The organism is Klebsiella sp. X13 (assembly GCF_003323835.1).
Lineage (GTDB): Bacteria > Pseudomonadota > Gammaproteobacteria > Enterobacterales > Enterobacteriaceae > Klebsiella > Klebsiella ornithinolytica.
Genome location: NZ_CP030874.1, coordinates 3,392,771 through 3,416,925, shown reverse-complemented (window position 1 = coordinate 3,416,925; position 24,155 = coordinate 3,392,771). Strand labels below are relative to the sequence as shown.

General features: G+C 57.7%; 23 protein-coding genes. 7 read left to right on the top strand and 16 right to left on the bottom strand.

Features of this window, described 5'->3' with window-relative positions; all coding sequences use genetic code 11:
* Nucleotides 1-459: 459 nt before the first annotated feature.
* The 5 genes from DSD31_RS16250 to DSD31_RS16230 all read right to left on the bottom strand — a co-directional run bounded on the left by DSD31_RS16250 (nt 460) and on the right by DSD31_RS16230 (nt 5,512).
* Nucleotides 460-801 carry a PTS fructose-like transporter subunit IIB gene (locus DSD31_RS16250; protein ID WP_004860355.1) on the bottom strand — a complete coding sequence of 114 codons (342 nt, stop codon included), beginning with the start codon at nt 799-801 and terminating at the stop codon, nt 460-462.
* A gap of 15 nt (nt 802-816) precedes the next feature.
* Nucleotides 817-1,692, bottom strand: coding sequence for a [formate-C-acetyltransferase]-activating enzyme (locus DSD31_RS16245; RefSeq protein WP_004860358.1), 876 nt, complete (start codon nt 1,690-1,692; stop codon nt 817-819).
* Entirely contained in the window at nt 1,658-3,955 is a 2,298-nt protein-coding gene (locus tag DSD31_RS16240; RefSeq protein ID WP_113991186.1) for a formate C-acetyltransferase, read from the bottom strand. The genes DSD31_RS16245 and DSD31_RS16240 overlap by 35 nt, the downstream gene beginning before the upstream one ends.
* Before the next feature lie 139 nt (nt 3,956-4,094).
* Nucleotides 4,095-4,415 carry a PTS fructose-like transporter subunit IIB gene (locus tag DSD31_RS16235; RefSeq protein ID WP_004860362.1) on the bottom strand — a complete coding sequence of 107 codons (321 nt, stop codon included), beginning with the start codon at nt 4,413-4,415 and terminating at the stop codon, nt 4,095-4,097.
* A gap of 20 nt (nt 4,416-4,435) precedes the next feature.
* Nucleotides 4,436-5,512, bottom strand: coding sequence for a PTS fructose transporter subunit EIIC (locus tag DSD31_RS16230; RefSeq protein ID WP_004860366.1), 1,077 nt, complete (start codon nt 5,510-5,512; stop codon nt 4,436-4,438).
* A gap of 308 nt (nt 5,513-5,820) precedes the next feature.
* Here DSD31_RS16230 and ptsP point away from each other — a divergent pair, with 308 nt between their 5' ends.
* Nucleotides 5,821-8,322 (top strand): phosphoenolpyruvate--protein phosphotransferase, encoded by a 2,502-nt coding sequence (gene ptsP, locus DSD31_RS16225; protein WP_064359822.1) that lies wholly within the window; start codon nt 5,821-5,823, stop codon nt 8,320-8,322.
* 35 nt (nt 8,323-8,357) lie between these two features.
* On the opposite strand, the gene DSD31_RS16220 is transcribed toward ptsP, so the two are convergent.
* The gene (locus DSD31_RS16220) at nt 8,358-9,443 is read right to left on the bottom strand and encodes a tartrate dehydrogenase (protein ID WP_004860370.1); all 1,086 of its coding nucleotides are present in this window, start codon (nt 9,441-9,443) and stop codon (nt 8,358-8,360) included.
* A gap of 82 nt (nt 9,444-9,525) precedes the next feature.
* On the opposite strand from DSD31_RS16220, the gene DSD31_RS16215 reads away from it, so the two are divergent.
* Nucleotides 9,526-10,476, top strand: coding sequence for a LysR substrate-binding domain-containing protein (locus DSD31_RS16215; RefSeq protein WP_162786323.1), 951 nt, complete (start codon nt 9,526-9,528; stop codon nt 10,474-10,476).
* Nucleotides 10,477-10,616: 140 nt separating this feature from the next.
* Here DSD31_RS16215 and DSD31_RS16210 read toward each other — a convergent pair whose 3' ends face one another.
* The 4 genes from DSD31_RS16210 to puuD form a co-directional block, all read right to left on the bottom strand.
* Nucleotides 10,617-11,897: an NAD(P)/FAD-dependent oxidoreductase gene (locus DSD31_RS16210; RefSeq protein ID WP_004860375.1), complete on the bottom strand. Its 1,281-nt coding sequence runs from the start codon at nt 11,895-11,897 to the stop codon at nt 10,617-10,619.
* 2 nt (nt 11,898-11,899) lie between these two features.
* The gene (gene puuC, locus DSD31_RS16205; protein WP_015584678.1) at nt 11,900-13,387 is read right to left on the bottom strand and encodes an aldehyde dehydrogenase PuuC; all 1,488 of its coding nucleotides are present in this window, start codon (nt 13,385-13,387) and stop codon (nt 11,900-11,902) included.
* A gap of 238 nt (nt 13,388-13,625) precedes the next feature.
* Nucleotides 13,626-14,183 carry an HTH-type transcriptional regulator PuuR gene (gene puuR, locus DSD31_RS16200; RefSeq protein WP_004860381.1) on the bottom strand — a complete coding sequence of 186 codons (558 nt, stop codon included), beginning with the start codon at nt 14,181-14,183 and terminating at the stop codon, nt 13,626-13,628.
* Between the two features lie 25 nt (nt 14,184-14,208).
* Nucleotides 14,209-14,961, bottom strand: coding sequence for a gamma-glutamyl-gamma-aminobutyrate hydrolase (gene puuD / locus DSD31_RS16195; protein WP_204111794.1), 753 nt, complete (start codon nt 14,959-14,961; stop codon nt 14,209-14,211).
* A gap of 225 nt (nt 14,962-15,186) precedes the next feature.
* Between puuD and DSD31_RS16190 the strand changes: the two genes are divergently transcribed.
* Together DSD31_RS16190 and DSD31_RS16180 are read left to right on the top strand one after the other, a co-directional pair.
* Nucleotides 15,187-16,605, top strand: a complete 1,419-nt coding sequence (locus DSD31_RS16190; protein ID WP_104897125.1) for a glutamine synthetase family protein — start codon at nt 15,187-15,189, stop codon at nt 16,603-16,605.
* 354 nt (nt 16,606-16,959) lie between these two features.
* A complete protein-coding gene (locus tag DSD31_RS16180; RefSeq protein ID WP_113991183.1) occupies nt 16,960-18,351 on the top strand; it encodes an APC family permease in 1,392 nt (463 codons plus the stop codon).
* A 100-nt stretch (nt 18,352-18,451) separates the two neighbouring features.
* On the opposite strand, the gene DSD31_RS16175 is transcribed toward DSD31_RS16180, so the two are convergent.
* Nucleotides 18,452-18,574, bottom strand: a complete 123-nt coding sequence (locus DSD31_RS16175) for a small membrane protein (protein ID WP_004860391.1) — start codon at nt 18,572-18,574, stop codon at nt 18,452-18,454.
* Nucleotides 18,575-18,821: 247 nt separating this feature from the next.
* Between DSD31_RS16175 and DSD31_RS16170 the strand changes: the two genes are divergently transcribed.
* The gene (locus DSD31_RS16170) at nt 18,822-19,046 is read left to right on the top strand and encodes a hypothetical protein (protein ID WP_004860396.1); all 225 of its coding nucleotides are present in this window, start codon (nt 18,822-18,824) and stop codon (nt 19,044-19,046) included.
* Nucleotides 19,047-19,063: 17 nt separating this feature from the next.
* Here DSD31_RS16170 and DSD31_RS16165 read toward each other — a convergent pair whose 3' ends face one another.
* A complete protein-coding gene (locus tag DSD31_RS16165; RefSeq protein ID WP_113991182.1) occupies nt 19,064-19,813 on the bottom strand; it encodes an SDR family oxidoreductase in 750 nt (249 codons plus the stop codon).
* A gap of 100 nt (nt 19,814-19,913) precedes the next feature.
* On the opposite strand from DSD31_RS16165, the gene DSD31_RS16160 reads away from it, so the two are divergent.
* Nucleotides 19,914-20,273 (top strand): winged helix-turn-helix transcriptional regulator, encoded by a 360-nt coding sequence (locus DSD31_RS16160; protein ID WP_004860400.1) that lies wholly within the window; start codon nt 19,914-19,916, stop codon nt 20,271-20,273.
* Here DSD31_RS16160 and DSD31_RS16155 read toward each other — a convergent pair.
* Both DSD31_RS16155 and DSD31_RS16150 read right to left on the bottom strand, forming a co-directional pair.
* Nucleotides 20,270-21,064: an SDR family NAD(P)-dependent oxidoreductase gene (locus DSD31_RS16155; protein WP_088884073.1), complete on the bottom strand. Its 795-nt coding sequence runs from the start codon at nt 21,062-21,064 to the stop codon at nt 20,270-20,272. The two genes, DSD31_RS16160 and DSD31_RS16155, sit on opposite strands and share 4 nt — an antisense overlap.
* 130 nt (nt 21,065-21,194) lie before the next feature.
* The gene (locus tag DSD31_RS16150) at nt 21,195-21,644 is read right to left on the bottom strand and encodes a winged helix-turn-helix transcriptional regulator (RefSeq protein WP_004860404.1); all 450 of its coding nucleotides are present in this window, start codon (nt 21,642-21,644) and stop codon (nt 21,195-21,197) included.
* Nucleotides 21,645-21,800: 156 nt separating this feature from the next.
* Here DSD31_RS16150 and agp point away from each other — a divergent pair, with 156 nt between their 5' ends.
* Entirely contained in the window at nt 21,801-23,048 is a 1,248-nt protein-coding gene (agp, locus tag DSD31_RS16145; RefSeq protein ID WP_065906292.1) for a bifunctional glucose-1-phosphatase/inositol phosphatase, read from the top strand.
* A 74-nt stretch (nt 23,049-23,122) separates the two neighbouring features.
* Here agp and DSD31_RS16140 read toward each other — a convergent pair whose 3' ends face one another.
* Nucleotides 23,123-23,350 (bottom strand): YccJ family protein, encoded by a 228-nt coding sequence (locus DSD31_RS16140; protein ID WP_004860407.1) that lies wholly within the window; start codon nt 23,348-23,350, stop codon nt 23,123-23,125.
* A 20-nt stretch (nt 23,351-23,370) separates the two neighbouring features.
* The gene (gene wrbA, locus DSD31_RS16135) at nt 23,371-23,967 is read right to left on the bottom strand and encodes an NAD(P)H:quinone oxidoreductase (RefSeq protein ID WP_004860410.1); all 597 of its coding nucleotides are present in this window, start codon (nt 23,965-23,967) and stop codon (nt 23,371-23,373) included.
* Nucleotides 23,968-24,155 lie beyond the last annotated feature (188 nt).

The window sequence follows — 24,155 nt, the reverse complement described above, 5'->3', positions numbered from 1 at the left end:
GCCAGATGGCGGCGGGATAGATTATTTGCCCGGGCTACGGCCCGGCATCCCTTGCCGGTTCGGTATCAGGTAGCCCCGGTAAGCGTAGCGCCACCGGGGAGAGACTCCCGGGCGGCGGGATAAATTATTTGCCCGGGCTACGGCCCGGCATCCCTTGTCGGTTCGGTATCAGGTAGCCCCGGTAAGCGCTGCGCCACCGGGGAGAGGTTCCCGGGCGGCGGGATAGATTATTTGCCCGGGCTACGGCCCGGCATCCCTTGTCGGTTCGGTATCAGGTAGCCCCGGTAAGCGCAGCGCCACCGGGGAGAGGTTCCCGGGCGGCGGGATAAATTGTTTGCCCGGGCTACGGCCCTGCATCCCTTGTCGTCCCGGCGGCGCGGCTCTGCTGTCCGGGCGACAAACCGGCAGACGATAGCGGTTCGTCGTTCCTGAGAAGCAGTGGAATGCGCCAGCCCGCTCTCAGGGGATCTCTAAATAGACGACCGGCTTTTTCATGATGCTTTTTACCGCTTCCGCGATCTGCTGCGGCTGGAGTAAAAACGTTTTGATGCTGGTTTTAATCGTGCGCTGGCCGCAAAAGCGCCTGGCGTCGTCGATTTCAATATCCGTAACCAGCAGGACGACATCGGCCCCGGCAATATCGTCGGGGGTAATTTTATTCTCAATCCCCAGCGCGCCCTGGGTTTCGATTTTGATCTGCCACTTTTCGTGGTGGCCGACTTTTTGTAACCGCTCCGCCGCCATATAGGTATGGGCCACGCCGCTCACGCAGGCCGTGACCGCAACGATCTTGAGATCCATAGCATCCTCCGGGCATTAGCCACCGACAGTTACGCGAAAACCAGCTTGTTCAGCCATGAGAGTGAATCGATTAATCTCTGCTGCCGATGGCGCTCCGACCTTTGCCATCGCCCATCTCTTGCCCAACAGCGAGTATTTCGGTTCGCCATAGTGGTGAAACGGCAGCAGGTGAATGTCAGGCAGCGCAAACGGCGCCAGGAAGGAGAGAATCTGGCTGAAGTTCTTTTCACACAGGGTAAAGCCGGGAATGAGCGGCACTCTGGGAATGACGTGAACGCCATTTTCCACCAGCCGGCTGAAATTTTCCAGCACCCGGGGGAGATTCAGGGCGAGCTGTTCTCTGGCCTGCCCGGGATCCATCATTTTCAGATCAAACAGCACTTCGTCGCATGCCTGGGCAAGAGGGTAAACGCGGCTGAAGGCGGCGTCGCCCGCCGTTTCTATCGCCGTGTGGATCCCCCACTGGCGCAACGCGCGTAAGAAACGGGTGGCAAACCCGGCCTGCATCAACACCTCTCCACCCGATAGCGTGACGCCGCCGCCCGAGGCACGAAAAAAGATCTCATCTTTCAGAACCTCTTTGAGCAACGCTTCCTGAGTGACATCACGGCCAATCTGCTCCCATGCGCCGGAAGGGCACTCTTCGACGTCCTGCTGGCAGCGAGCGCAGTGGAGACACCGGCTTTCCCGGCGCACGGTTTCAATTTGGGGGGAGAGGGATTCCGGGTTGGCACACCACGGGCAGGTATGCGGGCAACCTTTAAAAAAGACGACGGTTCTGATCCCCTGGCCATCGTTCAGCGAGTAGCGCTGGAGATTGAAAATGCGCGCCCGGTCGGCGCGCGTCTCGATAACGTCACAGTTGATGCGTGGTGCGGTGGATAATGTCATCCTGGATCTCCTTCGATAACTCCACAAAGAAGGCGCTGTAGCCCGCGACGCGTACCACCAGGCCGGCGAAATCCTGAGGGCGCTGCTGCGCTTCGCGCAGCGTCTGTGCGTTGACCACGTTAAACTGGATATGCTGTAGCTTCAGGCTGGTGAAAGCCTGTAAGAAATCAGCCAGCTTGTTGAGCCCGCTCTCTCCGCTCAGGGTCGCCGGGGTGAACTTCACGTTCAGCAGCGTGCCGTTGGAGAGCAGGTAGTTATCCAGCTTGCTGACCGATTTCAGGACCGCCGTTGGCCCCTGAGAATCCTGGCCGACCATCGGCGACAGACCGCCATCGGCTAACTGCTCGCCGGCCAGGCGGCCATCCGGCGTTGCGCCGACCACCGAGCCGAGCGGAACGTGCGCCGAGACGGTATAGGAACCGGGGGTGAAGTGCCCGCCGCGCGGGTTGCGGTACTGCTCAACCTCTTTACAGTAAAAGCGCAGCAGGTCGGCGCTGATATTGTCTACCTCGTCGATATCGTTGCCATATTTTTCAAAGCGGTGAACCAGTCGGGCGCGGATTTTCTCGCCTTCCGGCGTCTGGAAATTGGCCTTGAGGACCTGAATCAGCTCGTCGTAGCTCATGCGCTGCTGCTCGAAGACCATCCCCTTGAGCGCATGCAGGGAGTCGCTGAGATTGGCGATACCAATTCCCTGAACGCCGGAGAAGTTGTAGCGCGCGCCGCCTTCGGTGATGTCCTTTCCGTGCAACACGCAATCCTGAATAAACGAAGAGAGCAGGGGAACCGGCGCCTGATCCCGGTGGCCGAGGTCGCAAATGTTGCTGCCTTCGACCATCAGCCTGATGTAGTAGCGGATTTTCTCGCGGATCTGCTGAATCAGCCCGTCCCAGCTGATATCGGGGTTACCTTCGTTCTCCAGCATCACGATCTCCATGACCTTCAGCAGGTTGAACATCGCAATATCGTGCAGCCCATAGGTGCGGCCGGGGATAGAGAGTTCGACGCAGCCGACGACGGCATAATCCCGCGCATCCTCCAGCGAGACGCCGCGGTTGAGAAAGGCCGGAACCACCACTTCGTCGTTGAAAATTTGTGGGATCCCGGTGCCTAAGCGGATGGTTTCCGCCGTTTTGTGCAGGAACGGGCGGTCGATCAGTTCGTTGACGCGCACGCCGAGATTGGGCTGCGGCAGACGGACGTTCTGGTAGGCATCCAGCGCGAGAAAGGAGAGCACGTTTACCGCGCTGCGTCCGGTCTCACTCAGGCCGCCGAGCAAGGCGGTATAGCCCGTCGGAAAGCCGGCAAAGTAGCGGGCGCTGCTGGATGAGCGCAGCAGGACAATATCGTTGCACTTGACCCACAGCGATTCCAGCAGCGTTTTCAGCAACGCGGGATCCTCGCCACGGGTTAACGACGCCTGATAAAACGGCAGCATATACTGGTCAAAACGGCCAAGCGAAATCGAACTGGCGTTGGACTCGTACTGCAGAATGATGTTCATGTACCAGAACAGCTGGCAGGCCTGCCAGAAATCTTCCGGGCGATGCGCGGCGTTATGGCGCGAATGAGCGGCAATCGTCTCCAGCTCCTGGCGTCGCTGCGGATCGTCGCAGCGGCGGGCCATGTCAGCGGCGAGGGTGGCGTAACGCAAAATGTGGCGCTGCGAGGCCGCCAGTAAAATCAGCACCGCCTGATAAAAATCGTTCTCCGGATGCTGTCGGGCCAGACTTTTCATTTCCGTCGCCAGCGCCGCCAGTCCTTTATTCAGCAGGCGGGGATAATCGATAATGATGTGCCCCTGGCCCTTGTCGGTCTGGTTGATGCTGAAAATCTGCGTGCCTACCGCCGCTTTCACCTCGTCGGTCATCTGGGCGTTAATAACATCTTTCATCGAGCGTTTTTCCCAGTACGGGAACAGCGCTTCACGGTAGACGCGCTTGTCTTCATCGCTGATGGCGAAGCGATCCTGCGGGCGAACCGGGAACCGATCCAGCTCGTTAAGCAACCAGTAGGGGTCCATCTCGGGCGAGACGATGCCGGCGCGCGGTTTGATTGTCCGGTTGCCGGCGATCAGTTCATCATCACGAATCGAAATCTGTACATGGTCAAGGATCCAGGCGGTGGCCTTCGCCCGACGAATCATCGTCGGCTCCCCCTCGGTGCGTTTGTGGCTTTCGGTATAGAGCAGGGCGCGTTCGAGCGAGATTTCCCGCGGGTGAGCGAACAGGCCCGCTATTAAGCGTTGGGTACGATTGGTCATGACAAACTCCATGTGAACGCCCTCTCCACGCGCGGATTGAGGCAATTCGCGACGCGCGTTGCGCACGGACTGCCGGTCACTATGACGCTCGTGGAGCGGGGCGCTGAGTCTTGCGCAGCGTCGCTGCGCGCGACGGTATTCAGGCTTTCTGCGAAAGATGGCTGTCGATTTTGTTCATAATGGCGTCAGCCCGCTTCACGGCATCGCTGATATTGACGCGAACGATGGTTTTACCGGCAAACCGCTCTTCACTCTTGATGCCGATATCTTTGGTCAGAATCACGATATCGGCGCTGGCGACATCGTCTGCCGACAGCTCATTTTCAATACCGATGGAGCCCTGGGTCTCCACCTTGACCTGCCAGCCTTTGGCTGTGGCGGCGCTCTCCAGCGACTCCGCTGCCATGTAGGTGTGTGCGACGCCGGACGGGCAGGCGGTAACGGCGATAATCCTGGTCATAAACTATTCCTTCTGCGGTTTCAGTTAATTTCGAAATCAAGATCCAGTTCGTCATCGGCTTTGGCTTCTGACGCTTTCTTCCTGGTGAGGGCTTTAAGCACGATGACGCAGGCGGCGCTGACCAATGCCCCGACCAGCAGGCCGATGATGAACCCGCCTTTACCCTGAACCACCGGCAGGACAATCAGTCCGCCCCAGCCGGCGTAGCACTGAACGCCGAGCAGGGCGGTCGTCGCGCAGCCGCTGGCGGCGCCAATCATGATCGACGGGATGACGCGCAGCGGGTCGGCGGCCGCGAAGGGGATGGCGCCTTCCGACACGCCAACGCAGCCCATGACCAGCGCGGCTTTGCCCGCTTCTCGCTCCTCTGGCGTGAAGTATTTGCGACCCACCAGCGTCGCCAGACCCATGCCCAGCGGCGGAATGGCGATCCCGACGGCGGCGATAGCCACCACGCTATAAACCCCCTGGGAGACGCAAATCAGCATGAAGGCGTAGGCCACTTTATTGACCGGCCCCCCCATGTCGAAGGCCAGCATCAGCCCCATGATGATGGCGAGAAGCACGATGCTGCCCTCGCGCATGCCCTGTAGCCAGGTTGTCAGACCGGCGGTGAGCGCGCCGATAGGTTCACCCAGCCCCCACATCATGATCCCGGCCGTAATAAAAGTGCCGATAATGGGGATAACAAAAATGGGCATCACGGAGCGCAGCACTTTGTGGACTGGGATTTTCTTCAGGTAGTAAACCACCAGGCCGCCGATCATCCCGGCGATCAGTGCGCCGAAAAAACCGGCGCCAAAACTGTTGCCGACCCACGCGCCAATGGCGCACGGGGCCAGCGCCGCGCGGTCAGAAATGGAGTAGCCGATATAGGCCGCCAGAAAAGGCACCATCAGGGTCAGTCCGGCGACGCCAATATCAAACAGTTTTTTCAGGTTGGGATCCGTCGCGCCATCGGGCACGGCGCCTTTGCCGTATAGCATGACCGAGACGGCGAGGAGGATCCCGCCGGAGACCACAAAGGGGATCATATGTGAGACGCCGGTCATGAGATGCTGGCGTGTATTTTTTAGTATTTGCACCAGTTCGTTCATTGCTTGCTCCTGAGCGCGCTAACGCTCGTGACAGTATTGTTGCTTCAACAGTAGGAAAATGGCGGGGGAGAAAACAGTAGAGAAAAAGTGCATTTACTGGATATTTGTAAGGTGCGCGTGAAATTGCGATCCACCTCAAATCTTAGGTGTTATGGGGGAATGTTGCGAGCAAACGAGAGAATTGTGAGCCGGAACAGAAAAAAGATCTCTGTGTACAATTTTCCAGTAATTCACTCTTTTCTCGCGTAGTTCCTGCGGCGCGCTTTCTTTACCGTTGAGGCAATGATGTCTTGCTCAGGAGAAAGCCAATGGCCCAGGTTATTAAATTCCGTTGTGATTTGCCAAATGGCGTCCACGCCCGTCCGGCTAGTCTGGTAGAAACGCTATGCAATACCTTTTTGTCTTCTGTTGACTGGTGGAATACGCGCAGCGACCTGCGCGGCAATGCGAAAAGCGCGCTGGCTATTATTGCCACCAACACAATACAGGGCGACGAGTGCCAGTTAATTATCCGCGGCGAGGATGAGCAGCGGGCGCTTGCTGCCCTGTCGGCATTTATTCAGGATGAATTTCCGCACTGCGATACGCCGTTGCCGGCGGCGGAAAGTCCAGAGGTACAGCCGGTTCCGGAATCGCTGTCGCGGCTGAATCCCATCCTGTTGCACGGGCGGCCAGTGTGTGCCGGGAGCGCCGGGGGCACGCTCACCCGGCTGAAATCTTTCGATCTGCGCGACCCGGGCCCGCTGCCCGCTGCCGGGAATGTTGAGCACGAGCAGGCGCTGCTGGATCAAGGTTTGCTGCTGCTGGTTAAAAATATCGAGCTGCGGCTGCTGGATAACGACGGAACCGCCGGCGCCATTCTGGAGGCGCATCGTTCGCTGGCGACGGATGCTTCTCTACGCCAGCATCTGCTTGGCGGGCTGCTGACCGGCCTGAGCTGCGCCCAGGCGATCGTCGCCAGCGGCGAGCACTTCTGCGCTCAGTTCCACGACTCCGGCAACCGCTATTTACAGGAGCGGGTGCTGGACATCCGCGATGTCTGCTTCCAGCTTCTGCAGCATATCTACGGCGAGTCCCGCTTCCCGGCTCCGGGTAAGCTGACCGTCCCGGCGATTTGTCTTGCCGATGAGTTAACGCCCAGCCAGTTTCTTGAGCTGGATAAAACGCTGCTGAAAGGCCTGCTGCTGAGCGGCGGCGGGACCACTTCGCATACCGTGATTCTGGCGCGTTCGTTTAATATTCCGACTCTGGTCGGCGTGGAGATGGCGGCGCTGCAGCCGTGGGTGGGGCAACCGGTATATATCGACGGCAATGCCGGGCTGGTGGCGGTTAACCCGGATGAGGCGGTGACGCGCTACTACCAGCAGGAGGCCTGGGCCGCGGCGCAGTTACGTCGTCAGCAGCAGGCGTGGTTTGATAAAGACGGGGTCACAAAAGATGGCCTGCGTCTGGAGGTGGCGGCCAATATTGCCCACTCCGTTGAAGCCGCCGCGGCGTTTGGCAACGGCGCGCAGGCGGTGGGCCTGTTCCGTACCGAAATGCTGTATATGGACCGGCCCGGCGCGCCGTCCGAAGATGAACTGTATAATATTTTTTGCCAGGCGCTGGAACCGGCGAAGGGCCGCAGCATTATTATTCGCACCATGGATATCGGGGGCGATAAGCCGGTGGCCTATCTCAATATCCCGGCGGAAAACAACCCCTTCCTCGGCTATCGCGCGGTGCGAATTTACGAAGAGTACCAGACGCTGTTCCGCACGCAGCTCAGGGCGATTCTGCGCGCCTCGGCGCACGGCTCGTTGAAAATTATGATTCCGATGATCTCCTCGATGGAGGAGATTCTGTGGGTGAAAGAAAGGCTGGCCGAAGCCAGGCAATCCCTGCGCGATGAACATATTCCGTTCGATGAGAAGATCCCGTTTGGCATCATGCTGGAAGTGCCGTCGGTGATGTTTATCATCGACCAGTGCTGTGAAGAGATCGATTTTTTCAGTATTGGCAGCAATGACCTGACGCAGTATCTGCTGGCGGTGGATCGTGATAACAGCAAAGTCACGCGCCACTACAACAGCCTCAACCCGGCTTTTTTGCGCGCGCTGGACTACGCCGTGCAGGCGGTACATCGCCAGGGGAAATGGATTGGTCTGTGCGGTGAACTGGGGGCGAAAGGCTCGGTGCTGCCGCTGCTGGTGGGACTAGGGCTGGATGAACTGAGCATGAGCGCGCCGGCGATTCCGGCGACGAAAGCGCGTCTGGCCCGGCTGGATAGTCGGGCCTGTCGCCAGCTGCTGAACCAGGCTATGCAGTGTCGCACCTCGCTGGAGGTAGAACATTTATTAGCTCAGTTCCGCATGGCCCAGCAGGACGCGCCGCTGATTACCACGCAGTGCATTACCTTAAACAGCGACTGGCGCAGTAAAGAAGAGGTGCTGAAAGGCATGACCGACAATCTGCTGCTGGCGGGGCGTTGCCGCTACCCGCGTAAGCTGGAGGCCGATCTCTGGGCGCGCGAAGCGGTATTTTCCACCGGGCTGGGCTTCAGCTTTGCCATTCCGCACAGCAAGTCGGAACATATTGAGCAGTCCACCATCAGCGTGGCTCGCCTGGCCCGGCCGGTGGCGTGGGGAGAGGACGAAGCGCAATTTGTGATTATGCTGACGCTGAACAAACATGCCGCCGGGGATCAGCATATGCGCATCTTCTCTCGTCTGGCGCGGCGCATTATGCACGAGGCGTTTCGTCACGCGCTGGTCACCGCCGACAGCAGCGAGGCCATCGCCGGGTTATTGCAGCGCGAGCTGGAGCTGTAGTTTCTCCGGCGGAACGGTGCCGCCGGAGAGGCGGGTTAGCGCAAAATCGCCTGGCAGATGGCTTCGCTGACCTGCCGGGTCGAGGCATCCCCCTTCATATCCGGCGTTTTCGGCCCGCTGGCGATAACCTGCTCAATGGCCTGTAAAATACCGTCATGGGCGGCCTGATAACGCGCATCGCCGGCGCCGAGGAAATCCAGCATCATGGCGCCCGCCCAGATAGTCGCTATCGGGTTGGCGATGTTCTGACCGTAAATATCCGGCGCTGAGCCGTGGACCGGCTCGAACAGAGACGGGAAGGTACGCTCCGGATTCAGGTTCGCCGACGGGGCGATGCCGATAGTACCGGTACAGGCCGGGCCAAGATCGGAGAGGATATCGCCGAACAGATTTGAGCCGACGACCACGTCGAAGCGTTCCGGCTGGAGGACGAAGCGGGCGCACAGAATATCGATATGCTGTTTGTCCCAGCGGATCTCAGGATACTCCCGGGCCATGGCTTCTACGCGCTCATCCCAGTAAGGCATGCTGATGGCCAGCCCGTTGGATTTGGTGGCGGAGGTCAGGGTTTTACGCGGGCGGCTTTGCGCCAGTTCAAACGCGTAGCGCAGGATCCGGTCTACGCCGCGGCGGGTGAAGACCGACTCCTGAATCACCATCTCATACTCGGTCCCGGGGTTCACGCGTCCGCCGAGCGAGGAGTATTCCCCTTCGGTATTCTCCCGCACCACGTAGAAATCAATATCGCCGGCTTTTTTACCCGCCAGCGGGCAGGGAACGCCGGGGAACAGGCGCACCGGACGCAGGTTGACGTACTGATCGAACTCGCGGCGAAACTTGAGCAGCGAGCCCCACAGTGAGACGTGATCCGCTACGGTGTCGGGCCAGCCGACGGCGCCAAAATAGAGAGCATCAAAGGTTTTGAGCTGCTCATGCCAGTCGTCGGGCATCATTTTACCGTGGCGGACATAATAGTCGCAGCTGGCCCATTCAATCTGTTCAAAGCTTAATGACAAATCCCAGCGTTCAGCCGCGGCTTGTAAGACGCGAATACCTTCAGGCAGCACTTCTTTACCTATCCCGTCTCCTGGGATGGCGGCAATACGACAGCTTTTCTTCATACCGGTTCTCACTTATCAGCGATGAAAATTGACTTCCTTTCTATCCTATAATTGACTGGTTCATAATTAATCACGCTAACTGGTGAAACATAAAACACAGTTCATGAATAATCTGCCGCTGCTAAATGATTTACGCGTGTTTATGCTGGTAGCCCGCCGCGCCGGTTTTGCCTCTGCCGCCGAAGAGCTCGGCGTTTCGCCCGCCTTTGTCAGCAAGCGCATTTCTTTGCTTGAGCAGACGCTGAATGTGCTGCTGCTGCACCGCACTACCCGTCGGGTCACGATAACCGAAGAGGGCGAGCGCATCTACGAATGGGCGCAGCGCATTTTGCAGGACGTCGACCAAATGATGGATGAGCTGTCCGATGTGCGTCAGGTGCCGCAGGGTACGCTGCGGATTATCAGCAGCTTTGGTTTTGGCCGCCGGGTGGTGGCGCCGGCGCTGTCGGCGCTGTCGCGTCAGTATCCGCAGCTGGAGCTGCGGTTTGATGTTGAAGACCGGCTGGTCGACCTGGTGAATGAAGGCGTCGATCTCGATATTCGCGTGGGTGATGATATTGCCCCCAATCTGATTGCCCGCAAACTGGCGACCAACCAGCGGATTCTCTGCGCTTCACCGGCGTTTCTGGCCCGCTATCCGCAGCCCAGGCAGCTCAGCGATCTGGCGACCTTGCCCTGTCTGGTGATTAAAGAGCGCGATCGACCGTTTGGCGTCTGGCAGCTCCACGGTAAAGAGGGGGAGCAGGCGATTAAGGTGACCGGCCCGCTCGCCTCTAACCACGGGGAGATCGTGCATCAGTGGTGTCTTGACGGGCAGGGGATCTCGCTACGCTCGTGGTGGGATGTCAGTGACAATATCGCCAGCGGTCACCTGGTGCATCTGCTGCCGGAATACTCTCAGCCGGCTAACATCTGGGCGGTGTATGTGTCGCGGCTGGCGACTTCGGCGAAAATTCGGGCCACGGTGGAGTTTTTACGCCACTACTTTCAGCAGCACTATCCGCAGCAATGCGTTGTGAACCGCGAAACCTGATGCGCAAGATGAGAACACCACCGGCGTTGGCTGCCGGTGGTGCGGACGGCGTTAACGCCGCCGGGCGTTGGCTCAAACAGCGGCGCGCCGGGCGCCGGATCAACGCACCCGGCGGCTGTTGTTCCAGGCGGCGTAGCGGCTCACACGCCGAGGCGGTCGCGCAAGCTGTAGTACGCCGCGCCCATTGCGGTAAACGGAATGCGTAAGCTGCGCCCGCCCGGGAACGGGTAGTGGGGCAGGTTCGCAAAGGCGTCGAAGCGCTCGGCATCCCCGCGCAGCAGCTCGGAGATCAGCCGCCCGGCGAGATGGGTACAGGTGACGCCGTGGCCGCTGTAACCCTGCATATAGTAGATGTTGTTGTCCAGGCGTCCGAACTGCGGCATCCTCGAAAGCGTCAGCAGGAAGTTGCCGGTCCAGCGATAATCGATTTTCACCCCTTTCAGCTGCGGGAAAGTCTTCAGCAGTTTCGGCATGATCAGCCGTTCAACGTCGTCCGGATCGCGGGCGCCGTAGACGACGCCGCCGCCGTACAACAGGCGGTTATCGCCGGTCAGACGGTAGTAGTCCAGCAGGTAGTTGCAGTCTTCCACGCAGTAATTTTTCGGGATCAGCGAACGGGCGACGTCGTCGGACAGCGGCTCGGTGGTGACGACCTGGGTACCGCACGGCATACTGCGTTTGGCCAGCTCCGGCTCCACTTTGTCGCCAAGGTAGGCGTTTCCGGCGACGATCACGTAGCGTGCGGTCACCTGGCCTTTGGCGGTGCTCACCACCGCCGGGCTGGTGTGCTGGATACGGATGACCGGCGATTGTTCATAAATCCGACCGCCGTTCAGACGAATGGCATTCGCTTCGCCGATGGCCAGATTCAGGGGATGAATATGACCACCGCTATGATCGAGCAGGGCGCCGGTATAACGATCGCTGTTGACCTCACGGCGGATGGCATTGGCATCCAGCAGCTCCAGCTGGTTGTTACCGTAGCGCTGCCAGTTGGCTTTCTGCTCTTCCAGAGTTTCCAGCTGTTTGTGGTTCATCGCCACAAACAGGCCGCCGGGGCGATAGTCGCACTGAATCTGATAGCGCTGGATACGTTCGCGGATGATCTCGCCACCTTCAAACATCATGCTGCCGAGCATTCTTGCCGCGTCCGGTCCGTAGGTTTTTTCAATGACGTCAATATCGCGGCTATAGGAGTTAACCAACTGGCCGCCGTTGCGTCCGCTGGCGCCAAAGCCAATTCGGGCGCTTTCCAGCAGCACCACGTCGTAGCCCATTTCGGCAAGATGTAGGGCGGAAGAGAGGCCGGTGTAGCCGCCGCCGACGACGCAGACGTCGCAGCTGATGGATTCGCTCAGCGTCGGAAACGGTGCGTATTTGTTGGCGCTGGCGGCGTAATAACTGGTGGTATGTTCGGTCATGATTAAGACTCCAGAGTCATCCAGATCGTTTTCAGTTCGGTGAATTTTTCCAGCGCGTGCAGAGATTTATCGCGTCCGTTGCCGCTTTGTTTATAGCCGCCAAACGGGACGGTCATATCACCATCGTTATAGTTGTTCACAAAAACGGAGCCCGCTTTCAGGCGGCGGCTCATGCGGTGGGCGCGGGAAAGATCGCGGGTCCAGACCGCTGCGCCCAGGCCGTAATGGCTGTCGTTGGCAAGCCGCAGTGCCTCGGCTTCTGAGGTGAAGCGGGTGACCACCAGTACCGGGCCGAAAATCTCTTCCCGACTCAGAGGAGAGGCCGGATCGACATCAACGAAAATGGTCGGGCCGACGGCGGCCGGCCACGGATTTTTCCGGCCATCGAGCAGTAAGGTGCTGTGACTTTCTCCCACGCGGATAAAACTGTGGACGCTGTCGGCATGGGTGTTATCAATCAACATGCCCATGGTGGTGTTGGGGTCGAGCGGGTTGCCCGGCTGCCAGAGGCGAGCCTGCTCCTGCAGCCGGCTGAGGAACTCATCGGCAATGCTCTCTTCAACCAGCAGGCGGGTACCGGCGATACACACCTGGCCCTGGTTGTAAAAGATGCCGCCGGCGGTGGCGTTGACCGCTTTTTGCAGATCCGGGCAGTCGGCAAAGACGATATTGGCGCTTTTCCCCCCCGCTTCCAGCCAGACGCGCTTCATGTTGCTGTCGCCGGCATCTTTTAACAGCTGTTTGCCGGTGCGGGTAGAGCCGGTAAAGGTGATGACCTCAACGTCCGGGTGCAGCGACAGGGCCTGGCCCGCCTCGTGGCCAAACCCGCTGATCACGTTCAGCACGCCGTCCGGCAGCCCGGCTTCTTTCGCCAGGCCAGCAAGACGCAGGGCGGTGAGCGGTGATTTTTCAGATGGTTTAAGCACGATGCTATTGCCGGTGGCCAGCGCCGGGCCGAGTTTCCAGCAGGCCAGCAGCAGCGGGAAATTCCACGGGACCACGGCGGCAATCACGCCTACCGGCTCACGGACGATCATCGCCAGTTCATTGACGCCGGTAGGGGCGACTTCGCCATACACTTTGTCGATGGCTTCCGCATACCAGCGGATCGCCCGCGCCGCGCCGGGGATATCGTCGCGCAGGCTGTGGCGGATCGGCTTTCCGGTATCGAGCGTCTCCAGCAGCGCCAGCTCTTCACGGTGGCTTTCCATCAGGTCCGCCAGCTTATTGAGCACCGCTTTACGCTGCGCGGGTGAGGTCTGCGACCAGTCGCCGCGTTCAAAAACGCGGCGCGCGGCCTGAACGGCGAGGTCGACGTCGGCCTTTTTACCGCGGGCGACATGCGCCAGAGTTTGCTGGGCGGCAGGGTCGATGGTTTCAAACGTGGTATTATCGACAGCAGAGCAGTATTCGCCATTAATAAATAACCGCGTTTCAATCTCCATGCTTTTCGCTTTATCCTGCCACCAGGCCAGATGTTTGAAATCCATATAAGACTCCTTAATCACATAATCGAATAGTGGGCATTTCAGACAGCACAGGGCGCAGGGCGTCCCCGGAGTCAGATACCGTCTTTCGCGCGTTTTATTTGCGCGTATTATTGAGGCCAGCAGGAAATAAGATTCCGCACTACGCTGCGTATTATTTGCGTGTTCTTCGCTCCGCCGGAAACAGGGCATCCGACGGAGCAGGCCAGAAGAAAGCCTGAAACCTGCTCAGGCTAAAAAATCAGAATGTGGTGGGAGTATGGGCACTGATAATTCGGCAAATGCCGGCCGAAGTATTGCTGAAACTGTGCGGTATGCCGGTATTTATGGCATAGCTTTGCCCAGCCACCAGATGATACGACTGACCATTTATGACCAGTACGACTTCACCTTCCAGTATGGTGCCAATTTCCTCACCTTGATGTTTGATCCTCTCCCCGGTTGTGGTTCCAGGCTGGTAAGTTTCAAAAATCATCGCCAGCGTACGGTTCGGATTTCCGTTATGCACCAGCTTCATCGAAACCCCCTGACTGCCGATTTCGATAAGGTCATCCTGATTAATAACCACCTGCGGTTCATCAGGTTTTTCTGGTTCAGAAAAGAATTCCGAGAGCGACAGCCCATAAACTTTCAGCAGCTTTTGCAGCGTACTGATGGCAGGACTGACTTTGTCCTGTTCTATGGTACTGATGGCACTATGTGTTAACCCAGACAGTTCGGCGGCACGACGTTGTGAGAGACCCAGCTGTTGGCGGATCTCTGACAGACGTTTTCCTGGCGCCAGTCCGTCATCGCTCATATTTGCATTTCCTTAACTGTAATGGTCAGAGTCGCGGCTTTTCAGCCATGCGCTTCTGACAGGCGGTGATAAAACCTTCAAACAACAAACGCGACAGGGCGTATTCACTACTGTTCCATTCCGGATGCCACTGTACCCCCAGCGCAAAGGGGTGGTCATTAACGCTGACCGCTTCTGCCAGCCCATCGGAAGAACGGGCTTCGACGCGCAGACGCGAGCTTAATGTCTTTGCTCCCTGCCCATGTAGCGAGTTTACCCAAAACGTGTTGCAGCCCGGTATTAACTGAGAAAGTAATCCTCCTTGCTGAACCTGTACTTCGTGAGACGGCGCATATTGCTGCTCAACCGGCAGTTCCGGATCTTCGCGATGTTCGAGGAGCTCCTGCTGCTCGAAAAGACGACGATACAGAGTCCCACCGGTGGCGACAACCAGTTCCTGTAACCCACGGCAGATGGCGAAAATGGGGATGCGCCTTTCGAGCGCGGCGTTAATCAGTGCCATGCTCAGAAGATCACGCCCGGGATCGGCGTCAGGCTCATCGCCGTTTTCACCATAAAGGTGCGGCTGCACATTGCTGGGGCTGCCCGGCAGGTAAATTCCGTCCAGTTGAGGTAACAACGCGGCAAGCAGTTCCGGTTCAGCCAGCGCATGCGGCAGGGCAATCGGTAATCCACCGGCGTTAATTATTGCATTCAGGTATTTTTCTTGCAGGGTCTGGGTCTGGTGACCCTTCAGCCTGTTCCTGCACATCACGACACCAATAACTGGCTTGTACATTATATTTTCCATGATCGCCCTCACAAAGTGGACTAAATTATGACCATTTAGCGCTTTAAATGGCCATATCGTTCAATATTTTCTCAATCTAGCAGTGAGAATTGCCGTTTGCAAACTTAATTTAACATTTGACAAACATTTTGTTTGCATACACATTCGAAGAGTGGACATTATATTTAACGGCAAGAAAGCCCGGCTCCGAAACCAACACAACGGCGGTGAATGATGGAAACCAATATTGTAGAAGTTGAGAATTTTGTTCAGCAGTCAGAAGAGAGACGGGGCAGCGCATTCACCTGGGAAGTGAAGCGCTACCTTGAGCAGTATCCGAATACGCAGTATGTCGATGTGCTGCTGACCGATCTGAACGGCTGTTTCCGCGGGAAGCGCATCCCGGTCTCCAGCCTGAGCAAACTGGAAAAAGGGTGCTACTTCCCGGCCTCCGTTTTTGCCATGGATATTCTGGGAAATGTGGTAGAAGAGGCCGGTCTCGGCCAGGACATGGGGGAACCGGACTGCACCTGCGTACCGGTACCGGGTACCTTAACGCCTTCTGCTGCCGACCCGGCATTTATCGCGCAGCTGCAGCTGACCATGGTTGATGAAGATGGCGCTCCCTTTGACGTTGAGCCGCGGAACGTTCTCAATCGACTCTGGCAGCAGCTGCGCCAGCGTGGGTTGTTCCCCGTGGTAGCGGTAGAGCTGGAGTTCTATTTACTCGATCGTAAACGCGATGCTGAAGGCTATCTCCAGCCGCCTTGCGCGCCGGGTACCGGCGATCGCAACACCCAAAGCCAGGTCTATTCCGTGGATAACCTCAACCACTTCGCCGACGTGCTCAACGATATTGATGAGCTGGCCCAGCTGCAGCTGATTCCGGCCGATGGCGCGGTGGCGGAAGCGTCGCCGGGTCAGTTCGAAATCAACCTTCATCATACCGATAACGTGCTGGATGCCTGCGATGATGCGCTGGCGTTAAAACGCCTCGTGCGTTTGATGGCCGAGAAGCATAAGATGCATGCCACTTTTATGGCCAAGCCTTATGAAGAGCATGCCGGTAGCGGGATGCATATCCATATCAGCATGCAAAACAACAAGGGTGAAAACGTCCTCGCGGATGCCAATGGCGAAGATTCTGCGCTGTTGAAACGCGCGCTCGCCGGGATGATTGACCTGATGCCGGCGTCGATGGCGCTGCTGGCGCCAAACGTCAACTCATACCGCCGCTTCCAGCCGGGTATGTATGTGCCGACGCAGGCCTCCTGGGGGCATAACAACCGGACGGTGGCGCTGCGGATCCCCTGCGGCGACCGCCAGAATCACCGCGTGGAGTATCGCGTGGCGGGGGCCGACGCCAACCCGTATCTGGTGATGGCGGCAATTTTTGCCGGCATTTTGCACGGTCTGGACAATACGCTGCCGTTGCAGGAAGAGGTGGAAGGCAACGGCCTGGAGCAGGAAGGGCTGCCGTTCCCGATCCGTCAAAGCGATGCGCTGTGGGAGTTTATGCAAAACGATAGCCTGCGCGAGCGCCTGGGTGAACGTTTCTGCCACGTTTACCACGCCTGTAAACATGACGAATTACTGCAATTTGAGCGTCTTATCACAGAAACAGAAATTGAGTGGATGTTGAAAAACGCCTGATTGTCGCCCCGCAAGGGGCCTGTAGATTTGATCGACAAGTAGCATCATACGGCCTGAGCGGAGCCTGGTCGGACGTTTTTGCTGGGAGTCCAGCCATTTCCCGGATGTCGCGTAAAGGAGCGCAGGCGATAACGGGGCTTCAGTTAACGACACAGTGTGTGACGAGGTAAGAGATGACGCCGATGTTCAAATATCCGCAGGGAGAAGGGGGCCATGAAGGCCGCAATAACACAGAATTAACCGCCGTAAGTCGATACGTTTTAACCGATTATTTATGCCTTACCCCCTTGCTAAGCAGGTTTGTTACCCGGTCATTGCGCCTACAAACCCACGTTTACATGGGGGGGTATGACTATGGCTGCTAACGCTTCTCTCGACATCTCATCCGAGGCGGGAAAACCTCGTCTGCGCAAGTCGCTCAAGCTCTGGCAGGTGGTGGTTATGGGGCTGGCCTATCTCACGCCGATGTCGGTATTTGATACGTTTGGTATTGTGTCGGGTATCAGCAATGGCCACGTGCCGGCCTCCTATATTCTGGCGTTGGCTGGGGTGCTGTTCACCGCTATTAGCTATGGCAAGCTGGTCCGTCAGTTCCCCGAAGCGGGGTCGGCGTATACCTATGCGCAGAAGTCGATCAGTCCGCACGTGGGTTTTATGGTGGGCTGGTCGTCGCTGCTGGATTATCTTTTCTTACCGATGATCAACGTGCTGCTGGCGAAGATTTATCTGTCGGCGCTGTTCCCGGAGGTGCCGCCGTGGATCTGGGTGGTAGGTTTTGTCACGATTCTGACCGCGGCGAATCTTAAAAGCGTCAATCTGGTGGCCAACTTCAATACGCTGTTTGTGCTGGTGCAGATTGCGATCATGGTGGTCTTTATCTTCCTGGTGGTGCAGGGATTGCATAAGGGAGAAGGGGTCGGGACCGTCTGGTCGCTGCAACCGTTCATCAGCCAGAATGCCCATCTGATTCCGATTATCACCGGGGCGACGATTGTCTGTTTCTCGTTCCTCGGTTTTGATGCGGTCACCACGCTATCGGAAGAGACGCCGGATGCCGCGCGCACCATTCCGAAAGCCATTTTCCTGACGGCGGTCTATGGCGGGATTATCTTTATCGTCGCCTCCTTCTTTATGCAGCTCTTTTTCCCCGATATCAGCCGCTTTAAGGATCCGGATGCGGCGCTGCCGGAAATTGCGCTGTACGTTGGCGGAAAACTGTTCCAGTCGATTTTCCTCTGCACCACCTTCGTCAACACGCTGGCCTCGGGTCTGGCCTCACACGCCAGCGTCTCCCGCCTGCTGTACGTCATGGGGCGCGATAACGTCTTTCCGGAGCGTATTTTTGGCTATGTGCATCCGAAATGGCGGACTCCGGCCCTCAACGTGCTGATGGTGGGCGTGGTGGCGATGTCGGCGCTGTTCTTTGATCTGGTGACCGCGACGGCGCTGATTAACTTTGGCGCGCTGGTGGCGTTTACCTTCGTCAACCTGTCGGTGTTCAACCACTTCTGGCGGCGTAAAGGCTATAACAAAACGTGGAAGGATCGTGTGCACTACCTGATTCTACCGCTGATTGGCGCGGCGACGGTGGCGGTGCTGTGGGTTAACCTGGAGGCAACATCATTGACCCTCGGTCTGGTGTGGGCGGCGGTAGGGCTGCTGTATCTGACCTGGTTGACCCGTCGCTTCCGTCAGCCTCCGCCGCAGTTCGATGGCCGCAAAGCGGAGCAGGCCTGGGAGTCGTAACCGTTCAGACTGAACAGGAAGTAAAGAATAAAAGCAGGCATAACGCCTGCTTTTATTCTTCTATGATGCGTCGTGGCGCAACGTGGTATATCGAGAGGGGCTATTTTTTCTTCTTATGGGTCGGGAGCTGGCTGGCGCGGCGTTCTTTGACGTATGACACCAGACTGTAAATCGCCACTCCCAGCAAAATGACCGCGACAACAATGAGAATAATACCGGACATAAGCGATCCTGGGCTTGAGTTGAAAACCATGAACTCTATTAAGTTACGTGTAAGATAGCATCAGGATGTGTCCGAAATATGACTCGTTTTTCGGTTAAAATCGAAAAAAATCAGGATGATAAAATCATGCTGACCGGTCTGAAGCGCCGTTTCGTCGGTCGGGTAACACTCCGTTAAGTGATTTTACAGACGTACAGCCCGCGGGCTGATACCCTGCATTTGAGTAAGAATTATCTGAGAGTAATGCATGCGTAATCAACATATCGTCGGCCTGGTTGGGCTGACTCTTATCCTGACTTCATTTGCCGGCGCAGCGGAGTCAGATCGCCAACAAACCCGCGAACGCATCATGGATCAGGTGCTAAAACCCTGTGAAGGCAAAAAAGCGGGGGACAAAGTAGTGATGGTCGATCGCCGCGGCGGCGAACATCAGGCGATCTGCACGCTGGCGGCGGTACCGCTACCGGAGTAACCCACGCCGCCGCCGGGTCAGAGATTTCCCGTGCCGCCATCCACCCGCAGTTCGCTGCCGAGGACGTAGCTGGACTCATCCGATGCCAGATACAGAGCGGCGTTGGCCAGTTCCTGCGGCGTGCCCATCCGTCCCAGCGGCACCAGGTTTTTGATCTCCTCCTGCAGGTCGCTCAAGGCCTGGGCGCTGAGGCCCAGCTTATCCAGCGCCGGGGTGTGCACCGGTCCCGGACTCAGGCCATTCACCCGGATCCCGCGCGGCAGCAGCTCCGCCGACAGGGTGCGCGCCAGCGACAGCAGCCCGGCTTTACTGGCGGCATAGGCGCTGCTGGTGGGCAGGCCGATGTGGGCGCTGACCGATCCGCAAAGAATGACCGACGCCGGGTTGGCGAGCAGCGGCAGCAGCGCCTGCAGCAAGAAGAACGGCCCTTTCAGGTTGATATTCATCAATCGATCCCACTCCGCTTCGCGCCAGTCGCCGAAGGGGGCGTGGGTGACATCACCGGCGTTGACGAACACCACATCCAGCTGCGGCCAGCGGTCGGCGAGGGTTGCGGCCAGCTGGCGCTGCCCGGCGGCGTCGCCGGAATCGGCGGCGATGACCCAGCCATTGTCACCCAATAGCGCCTGCGCCTGCTCAAGGGCGAGCGGATTACGCCCGGTCACCGCCACCTGCGCCCCTTCGGCGATAAACGTCTGCGCCGTCGCGAGACCAATCCCGCTGGTGCCGCCGGTGATCAGCGCATATTTTCCTGCTAAACGTCCCATTATCTTCTCCTGACTGTGCTCTGGAAAAGGGACTATAAAAGCTTTAGTATCCAAAGGATACCAGGTACCAATTGGATACTAATGAGGCGAAAGGTGTGCTATGGCGAAGAGAGCGGCGCGCGTCGGGGAAAATAATTTTGTGCAGCATGCGTGCCCGATGACCGATTTTGTGAATCTGATTGCCGGGAAGTGGGCGATCCCGATTCTCTACCGGCTGATTGTCCTAAATGCGCCGGTGCGCTTCGGCGAGCTGCTGCGCGCGGCGGCGCCGATTACGCAAAAAGAGCTGACCCGCCAGCTGCGGCTGTTCGAGCAGCGCGGGCTGGTGTCGCGCTGCGTCTATCCCGAAATTCCCCCCCGCGTTGAATATCAGATAACTGCCCTGGGGCTGTCGATGCGCAGTGCGCTTCAGCCGCTGGCGGAGTGGATGAGTCAGCACGGCCACCTGCTCAAACGTTAAGCCCGGCGATAGCGCGGCGCCGGTTGGCCGGTGCGTGCACTGCCGAACAGCGCGAGTCTCGCCTGGTCGAAATGGGTCCACAGCGCCAGATCGTGAACCGGCGGCAGGGTGATATTCTCGCCCTGATCGAGGCCGCTCAGCGCCGCGTCCACCAGATCTTCCGTCGTCATCACCGATCCTGCCGGCAGGGCGTCAAGAGCGACGCCGGAGGTGGGCCACAGATCCGTCGCGGTTGCCGCCGGAAGCACCGCCTGAATACGCACACCGCTGTCGGCAAACTCTTCCTGAAGCGCGCGGGTAAAGCTCAGCACCCACGCTTTGCTGGCGCTGTAGACGGCGCTGCCCGGTAGCGCATGCAGCGCAAGGATTGAGGCGATATTGATCAGCGTCCCCTGACCTCGGGGGCTGAAGGCGGCCAATGCAGCATAGCTCAGGCGCAGCAGAGCGGTGGTATTCAGGGTATGAATCATCTGATGCTCGCGCACATCCGCGCTCAGCAATCCTCCCATTTTCGCCGTGCCGGCGTTGTTAATCACCAGCGCAATCGTCGGATCCGACTGCAGGCGCGCTTCAACGGCGCGGATACCGCTTTCTTCGCTCAGGTCTGCCTTTAGCACGTCGGCCCGAATGCCATACTGGCGTTGCAGCTCCTCGGCGAGGGCCTGCAAACGTTCTTCACGGCGTGCGACCAGAATCAGGTGATAGCCGCGCGCGGCGAGACGTACGGCATACAGGGCGCCGATGCCGGAAGATGCGCCGGTAATTAACGCGGTTTGGGAAGGGGTCGTCATGGCGTTACCTCAAGTAATATAGTTGCATTATTAAACCAAATTCAACATGAGTTAAATGGTTTAATAATGCAACCAATATGTAAGGATTATTTTATTATGAGAAATGATTAAAACAGAATAATAATTAAAATCAGTCTGTTACAGGTAGCCTGGTGGTGATGTCATCGGGTCGGAGCGTCCGGCCATCGGCGGCCTGCAGCACCAGTTTGCGCAGCGGCTGGCGCGTGAGATTATCAATCAATACGGTGGCGGGTTCGTCGGGCGTCAACAGATACTCGTCGGCCCATTGCGCCAGCGCCACCAGCACAGTTTGCAGCCCACGCCCCTTTTCGGTAAGCACGTACTCCTGCCATGCGCTACCGTCTGAAGCGGGCTGCATCGTGAGAATACCTTCATCCACCAGCATTTTTAGCCGCCCGGCGAGCATGTTCTTAGCAATGCCAAGGTGCTTTTGAAATTCGCTGAAGCGCCGGGTCCCCCCCAGGGCATCGCGGACAATGAGTAGCGACCACCAGTCGCCAATGACGTCAAGTGAGCGGGCAATAGGGCAACTGCTGTTTTCCAGACGGGTACGTTTCACGAGAGCTCCTGTGGCTTCAGTTGTTTTATTATAAAACTATTTCCCCGGGCTGAGAAAAGTTTCTCCCGTTGCGTCAGTTTGCGAGCCGTCGTGCGGAAAAATGTCATCAATTTGTCACAATGTAAGCGATGATAATCACTGACTGAGGATTAAGGGATGCAAAAGAGTCTACTCGCCAGCGTCGTGGCCGGCGCCATATTGTTATCGACGGCTGCCCAGGCTGAGGAACAGACGGCACCGCAGGGCTATCAGCTACAGCAGGTGTTGATCATGAGTCGCCACAACCTGCGCGCGCCGCTGGCCAACAACGGCAGCGTGCTGGAGCAGTCAACGCCGAAATCATGGCCGGAGTGGGATGTGCCCGGCGGTCAGCTGACCACGAAGGGCGGAGTGCTTGAGGTCTATATGGGGCACTATATGCGTGAATGGCTGGCGCAGCAGGGGCTGGTCACCCGCGGTGAGTGTCCGCCGGAGAATACCGTTTACGCTTACGCCAACAGTCTGCAACGTACCGTGGCGACCGCGCAGTTCTTTATAACCGGCGCCTTCCCCGGCTGTGGAGTCACGGTTCATCACCAGCCGCAAATGGGCACCATGGACCCGACGTTTAACCCGGTGATTACCGACGATTCTGCCGCCTTTAGCGAAAAAGCCGTACAGGCGATGGAAAAAGAGCGGCAGACAATGCAGCTGGCCGACAGCTACAAGCTACTCGAAGTGATGACGGACTATCAAAATTCACCCTCCTGTAAAGAGAAGCAGCAGTGCTCGCTGAGCGACGGCAAAGATACCTTCAGCGCAAAATATCAGCAGGAACCGGGTGTTTCCGGGCCGTTAAAGGTGGGTAATTCGCTGGTTGATGCCTTCACGCTGCAGTATTACGAAGGGTATCCGCTGGATCAGGTGGCGTGGGGTGAGATAAAAACCGACAAACAGTGGCAGGTGTTATCGAAGCTGAAAAACGGCTATCAGGATAGCCTGTTCACCTCGGCGGAAGTGGCGCGCAACGTGGCTAAACCGCTGGTGAAATATATCGATAAAGCGCTGGTCAGCGATCCCGCTCAGGCGGCGAAAGTGACGCTGCTGGTGGGGCACGATTCCAATATTGCCTCACTGCTGACGGCATTAGACTTCAGACCTTATCAGCTGCATGACCAGTATGAACGCACCCCGATCGGCGGGAAGATCGTTTTCCAGCGCTGGCATGATAGCGGCGCTAACCGCGAGCTGATGAAAATTGAGTATGTGTATCAAAGCACGGCGCAGCTGCGCAATACCGAAACCTTAACCCTGCAATCCCCGCCGCAGCGCGTGACCCTGGCGCTGAACGGCTGCCCGGTGGATGCCAACGGCTTCTGTCCGATGGAGACCTTTAAGCAGGTGATGAACGACGCGGCGAAATAGAAAAAACGGACCGGCCATGGCTGGTCGGTCCGGGTTTTGTTTTGTTGGCCCGATCGTGCGCCGGGCGCTTCGGGTTATACGTTTTTGCGCTCGATGGTTTGCTCACCCCAGAAAAGGGCGTCTTTATCCGTTTTCGCGAAGGCCAAAGAGAGCACTTCATCGCTGCCTTCTTCCCAGATTTTTTCTGCTAACTTCTCATCGTATTTGGCTAATTCAAAAATCGCTTCGGCGATCTCTAAAGAGGTATTTCGTAAACTTGCCCATTCACCCACGTGGTGGGCTTTCGCTTCTTGAGTTGGCATGCAAATCCTCCTGCTGAAGGTTAGCCGTGTAGTTTAACTGCCAGTCCTGCGACATGTTCACCCTGATAGCGGGCGATCGCCAGCTCTTCCTGACTTGGCTGACGGGAACCATCGCCGCCGGCGATAGTGGTTGCGCCATACGGTGTGCCGCCGCGCACCGCCGACACATCAAAAAGCTCCTGGGCACCGTAGCCGATAGGGACAATCACCATCCCGTGGTGGGCAAGCGTTGTCCAGGTAGAGGTAATGGTCTGCTCTTGTCCGCCGCCGGTACCGGTAGAGCTAAAGACGCTGGCCAGTTTGCCGTACAGTGCGCCCGATGCCCACAGGCCGCCGGTCTGATCGAGGAAGGTGCGCATTTGCCCGGACATATTGCCGAAGCGGGTGGGGGTACCAAAGATGATAGCATCATACTCTGCCAGTTCCTGCGGCGTGGCGACGGGCGCATTTTGCGTTTTCCCGCCTGCTTTGGCGAACGCCTCAGCTTGCATAGTTTCCGGCACGCGCTTCACGACCACCTCAACGCCGTCTACTTTGTTCGCCCCTTCGGCGACGGCATGAGCCATGGTTTCGATGTGTCCATACATTGAATAATAAAGCACCAGAATTTTAGCCATTTGCATCACTCCTCGGTTGCGTTTGAGACCAGCCAAACGACTGGCTACCTTTAAAGATAAGGCCTCTGGCTAAGAGTGCAAATCTAACAATCATTTATTTGATTTATAACAAAATTGCAAAGAACGCGTTTGTCGCAAAAAGAAACATCTTTATCCGCCCGCTTTTCATCAGCCATAAGAGACGCTTA